Consider the following 4,921-nt stretch of genomic DNA (forward strand, 5'->3'; position numbering starts at 1 on the left):
CGTTTCCGACTCTATCAGATCTTTCCGATCCGATTTCCTCGGTGCTTTCCAGGTTCCCGCTTTCGCGTTTCCCTTTCCGGCGGCTCCGACTCTATCAGATCCTTTCGGGCTCTGATTCCCCGTCAGAAGGGGTTGTCTTCCCGGCCCTCGGGCCGTTCCGACGAGGTGAGACTCTAGCGGATTCCCCGGCTCCCGAGCTAATCGGGGGCCGCGTCCTTTCGAACGTGGATTCCTCATTCCGAAAATACGCGCACCGACGGATCGACTGTTCGTCGAAGAGTGGTGGGTACTTGCGGAATCGCTGTCCGGGGACCGACCGGAGTCGGCGCTCACGTCGGACAACTCGGAGAACACTACGAGCGCGGGTCGGACGTGTCAAATCCGGGTCAGGCGTCAGTCGCGGGCGTACTGTGGGGCTCATGACGACGCGTACGTGTAGCCAGCTCTGGCGGGCCGCCTGACGGCGGCCGTACGCACGTATGCACTCAACGGCCGCCGCTTCGGCGGCCGTTCTCGTATCTCCCTCCAGGAGGGGCGGCCGGCGGGTGGCGGCGGCCCTGACCAGGAGGTGGAGAGATGACGCGGGTCTTCAGTGGGGTCAAGCCGACGGGGCACCTGACGCTGGGGAACTACCTGGGAGCCATGCGGCAGTGGGCCGCGGTGGACCAGCACCGGTCCGACGCGCTCTTCTGCGTCGTGGACCTGCACGCGCTGACCGTGGACCACGATCCGGCGCGGGTGCGCAGACTGAGCCGGCAGGCGGCGTCGCTGTTGCTGGCGGCGGGACTGGACCCCGGCCTGTGCACCGTGTTCGTACAGAGTCATGTGGACGAGCACGCCCGGCTGTCGTACGTACTGGAGTGCGTCGCGACCGACGGGGAGATGCGGCGGATGATCCAGTACAAGGAGAAGGCCGCGCGGGAGCGGGAGCGGGGCGGGAGTGTGCGGCTGTCGCTGCTGACGTATCCCGTGCTGATGGCGGCGGACATCCTGGCGTACGGAACGGACGATGTGCCGGTCGGGCACGACCAGACGCAGCACGTGGAGCTGGCGCGGGATCTCGCGGTGCGGTTCAACCAGCGGTACGGGCACACGTTCGTGGTGCCGCGGGCCACGAATCCGGCGGTGGCGGCCCGGGTGATGAATCTGCAGGAGCCGGCCTCGAAGATGGGGAAGAGCGACGACGTCGGGCCCGGGATCGTCTATCTGCTGGACGAGCCGGACGTGGTGCGGAAGAAGGTCATGCGGGCGGTGACCGACAGCGGGCGAGACGTCGTGTACGACCGGGAGGAGCGGCCCGGGCTCGCGAACCTGCTGGAGATCCTCGCCGCCTGCACGGGTGGTGAACCGGCGGAGCTGGCTGAGGCGTACGACTCGTACGGCGCGCTCAAGAAGGACACCGCGGAGGCCGTGGTCGAGGTGCTGCGGCCCGTGCGGCGGCGGCATCAGGAGCTGTGCGCGGATCCCGGTTACGTCGAGGGCGTGCTGCGGCAGGGCGCGGAGAAGGCGCGGGGCATGGCCCGGCCGACCGTGGACGCGGCCTACCGGGCGATCGGGCTGTTGCCGCCCGTGAACGCGGACCGGTAGGCGCGGGGGCTGGTGGCGAGGCGCGATGCGAAGTGCTGGCGCATCGTGACCTCGCTGCCGAAGCCCGCCCGGCGGGCGACCTCGGGCATGGGCAGGTCGGTGCGTTCGAGGAGTCGCTGGGCGGCGGCGACGCGCTGGTCGAGGAGCCAGCGCAGTGGGGTGGTGCCGGTCTCGGCCGTGAAGTGACGGGCGAACGAACGCGGGGACATGTCGGCGCGGGCGGCCAGGTCGGCGACCGTGAGCGGCTCGTGAAGGTGGCGCAGGGCGTGTTCGCGTACGGCGGCGAGGGTGTCGGCGTCACGGTCGGCCCGGGGTGTGGGCCGCTCGATGAACTGGGCCTGGGTGCCGGTGCGGAACGGGGCGGTGACCATCGAGCGGGCGATGGTGGCGGCGGCTTCGGCGCCGTGGGCCAGGCGGACCAGGTGGAGGCAGAGGTCGATGCCGGCCGCCGTGCCGGCGGCGGTCCAGATGTTGTCGTCCTCGATGAAGAGGGCGTCGGGGACCACGGTGACGCGGGGGTGGCGGGTCCGCAGGAGGTCGATCAGCCGCCAGTGGGTGATGGCCCGGCGGCCGTCGAGCAGGCCGGCCTGGGCGAGGGTGAAGGCGCCGCCGCACAGGGCGGCGACGGTGGTGCCGCGGGCGTGGGCACGGCGGAGGGCGTCGAGGACGGGGGCGGGCGCCGGGGTGAGGTGGTCGTCGAGGCCCGGGACCACGACGAGGTCGGCGCGGTCCAGCCAGCCGAGGGCGCGGTCGGGGTGGAGGGCGAGGCCGCCGCGCATCGGGACCGGGTTCGCGCTGTCGGCGGCGACCCGGCGCAGGTCGAAGGCGGGGGCGCCGCGGTCGGTGCGGTCGGTGCCCCAGACCTCGGTGATGACGGAGACGTCGAAGGCCCTGATGCCGGGGAAGGCCACGAGCGCTACGCGGTAGGGCCGGGGCGGGGCCGCGGCTTCGGGTGCCATGGGTGGCAGTAAACCATCGATCGGTGGCTTTTCGACCTCTGGGGAAAGGTGCTGCCCGGCGGCACGATCGGGGCATGGACATCGCTCAGAACGCAGCACTGGTCGTCGTGGACGTACAGCAGGGATTCGAGGAGGCCGGCTACTGGGGCACGCGCAACAACCCGTCGGCGGACGACAACATCGCCGCGCTCATCGACGGGTGGCAGGCGAGCGGGCGGCCGGTCGTGTTCGTGCGGCACGACTCGGTCACGCCCGGGTCGCCGTTGCGGGCCGGGTCCGAGGGCAACGGGTTCAAGGAGTACGTCGAGCGGCGGCGCGGCAAGGGCGGCGGGGCCGAGCTGCTGGTGACGAAGAGTGTGAACTCGGCGTTCCTCGGGGCGCCGGATCTGGGGGCCTGGCTGCGGGACGCGGGAATCTCGCAGATCGTGGTGGCCGGGATCCAGACGAACATGTGCGTCGAGACGACGGCACGGATGGGCGGGAACCTCGGGTACGAGGTCGTGGTCGCCTTCGACGCGACGTACACCTTCGGACTCGAGGGGCCCTTCGGCTGGCGGCAGAGCGCGGACGAGCTGGCGCGGGCGACGGCGGTGTCGCTGCACGGGGGCGGGTTCGCGCGGGTGGTGACGACCGAGGAGGTGCTGCGCGCGGCGGAGTGAGCCCGTCAGTCCTTGGTGCCGGTGGCCAGTTCGCGGCTGCGGTCGCGGGCCGCCTCGAGGGCGGCGATGAGGGCGGCGCGGACGCCGTGGCTCTCCAGTTCGCGGATGGCGTTGATGGTGGTGCCGGCGGGGGACGTGACGTTCTCGCGGAGTTTGACCGGGTGCTCGCCGCTGTCGCGGAGCATCTTCGCGGCTCCGATGGCGGACTGGACGATCAGGTCGTGGGCCTTGTCGCGGGGCAGGCCGAGGAGGATTCCGGCGTCGGTCATGGCTTCGACCAGGTAGAAGAAGTACGCCGGGCCGGAGCCGGAGAGGGCGGTGCAGGCGTCCTGCTGGGACTCGGGTACGCGGAGGGTCTTGCCCACGGCGCCGAAGATCTCCTCCGCGTGGGCGAGGTGGCCGGCGGTGGCGTGGGTGCCGGCGGAGATGACGGACATGGCCTCGTCGACGAGGGCCGGGGTGTTCGTCATGACGCGGACCACGGGGGTGCCGGCGGCCAGGCGCTCCTCGAAGAAGCCGGTCGGCACGCCCGCCGCGCCGCTGATGACCAGGCGGTCGGCGGGGACGTGCGGGGCGAGTTCGTCGAGGAGCGTGCCCATGTCCTGCGGCTTGACCGTGAGGATGAGGGTGTCGGCGGTCTTGGCGGCCTCGGCGTTGGTGACGGGGGTGACTCCGTAGCGGGTGCGGAGTTCGTCGGCGCGCTCCTGGCGGCGGGCGGTGACCAGGAGGTCGGCGGGTGACCAGCCGGCTCCGATCATGCCGCTGAGCAGGGCTTCGCCGATCTTTCCGGTGCCGAGGACTGCGACTTTCTGGGTCATGGCTTTCGGTGCCCTCCGGTGCCCTGTCTGAGGTGTGTCGTCCGTCTTCGTCATCCTCGCATTCGCGGGGGTGGGTGGGGTGGGGCGTCCAGTGGGCGGACCCCCGTTTCGGCCTGGACGGCCTCGTCCTCGAACGCCGGAGGGGCTGAACTATGCCGTTCGGCGTTTCAAGGTGGCCGCTCCCAGTGCCAGGACCAGGAGGGCGCAGCCCGCGACGATCAGGGCGTCGCGTACGAAGGCCGCGGTCATGTCGGTGTGGCGGAGGACCTCGTTCATGCCGTCGACCGCGTAGGACATGGGCAGGACGTCGGAGACGGCCTCCAGGGCGGGGTGCATGTCGTCGCGCGGGGTGAAGAGGCCGCAGAGGAGGAGCTGGGGGAAGATCACCGCCGGCATGAACTGCACCGCCTGGAACTCGGAGGCCGCGAAGGCCGAGACGAAGAGGCCGAGTGCGGTGCCCAGGAGGGCGTCCAGCAGGGCCACGAGGAGGAGCAGCCAGGGGCTGCCCGTGACGTCCAGGCCGAGGAACCAGACCGCGAGGCCGGTCGCGAGGGCCGACTGGACGATGGCGAGGGCGCCGAAGGCGAGGGCGTAGCCGGCGATGAGGTCGGCTTTGCCGAGCGGCATGGCGAGGAGCCGTTCGAGGGTGCCGGAGGTGCGCTCGCGCAGGGTGGCGATGGACGTCACCAGGAACATCGTGATCAGCGGGAAGATCCCGAGGAGTGAGGCGCCGATGTTGTCGAAGGTGCGCGGGTTGCCGTCGAAGACGTAGCGCAGCAGGAACAGCATCACGCAGGGGATCAGGAGCAGGAGCGCGATGGTGCGGGGGTCGTGGCCGAGCTGGCGCAGGACGCGGGCGGCGGTGGCGGTGGTGCGGGTGAGGCTCAGGGCGCGGGTG

5 protein-coding genes are annotated in these 4,921 nt (G+C 71.1%); 2 read left to right on the forward strand and 3 right to left on the reverse strand.

Annotated elements, in window-relative coordinates; all coding sequences use genetic code 11:
• The first annotated feature begins 576 nt into the window (after positions 1 to 576).
• The gene (trpS, locus tag DMH12_RS37065) at positions 577 to 1,587 is read left to right on the forward strand and encodes a tryptophan--tRNA ligase (protein ID WP_125495676.1); all 1,011 of its coding nucleotides are present in this window, start codon (positions 577 to 579) and stop codon (positions 1,585 to 1,587) included.
• On the opposite strand, the gene DMH12_RS37070 is transcribed toward trpS, so the two are convergent.
• Positions 1,542 to 2,546: a GlxA family transcriptional regulator gene (locus DMH12_RS37070; RefSeq protein ID WP_125495677.1), complete on the reverse strand. Its 1,005-nt coding sequence runs from the start codon at positions 2,544 to 2,546 to the stop codon at positions 1,542 to 1,544. The genes trpS and DMH12_RS37070 overlap by 46 nt on opposite strands.
• Before the next feature lie 74 nt (positions 2,547 to 2,620).
• Between DMH12_RS37070 and DMH12_RS37075 the strand changes: the two genes are divergently transcribed.
• Positions 2,621 to 3,205 carry a cysteine hydrolase family protein gene (locus tag DMH12_RS37075; RefSeq protein WP_125495678.1) on the forward strand — a complete coding sequence of 195 codons (585 nt, stop codon included), beginning with the start codon at positions 2,621 to 2,623 and terminating at the stop codon, positions 3,203 to 3,205.
• Between the two features lie 5 nt (positions 3,206 to 3,210).
• On the opposite strand, the gene proC is transcribed toward DMH12_RS37075, so the two are convergent.
• Positions 3,211 to 4,023, reverse strand: coding sequence for a pyrroline-5-carboxylate reductase (proC, locus tag DMH12_RS37080; protein WP_125495679.1), 813 nt, complete (start codon positions 4,021 to 4,023; stop codon positions 3,211 to 3,213).
• Positions 4,024 to 4,173: 150 nt separating this feature from the next.
• Positions 4,174 to 4,921 (reverse strand): ABC transporter permease (locus tag DMH12_RS37085; RefSeq protein ID WP_148107587.1); only part of this gene is annotated, 748 nt, incomplete at its 5' end.

The sequence above is a fragment of the Streptomyces sp. WAC 04229 genome (genome assembly GCF_003947455.1).
In the GTDB taxonomy this organism is placed as follows: Bacteria; Actinomycetota; Actinomycetes; order Streptomycetales; family Streptomycetaceae; genus Streptomyces.

Coding starts and splice junctions, on each gene's coding strand:
- proC (WP_125495679.1), bottom strand. CDS start 4,023: ATGACCCAGAAAGTCGCAGTCCTCGGCACCGGAAAGATCGGCGAAGCC.
- DMH12_RS37075 (WP_125495678.1), top strand. CDS start 2,621: ATGGACATCGCTCAGAACGCAGCACTGGTCGTCGTGGACGTACAGCAG.
- trpS (WP_125495676.1), top strand. CDS start 577: ATGACGCGGGTCTTCAGTGGGGTCAAGCCGACGGGGCACCTGACGCTG.
- DMH12_RS37070 (WP_125495677.1), bottom strand. CDS start 2,546: ATGGCACCCGAAGCCGCGGCCCCGCCCCGGCCCTACCGCGTAGCGCTC.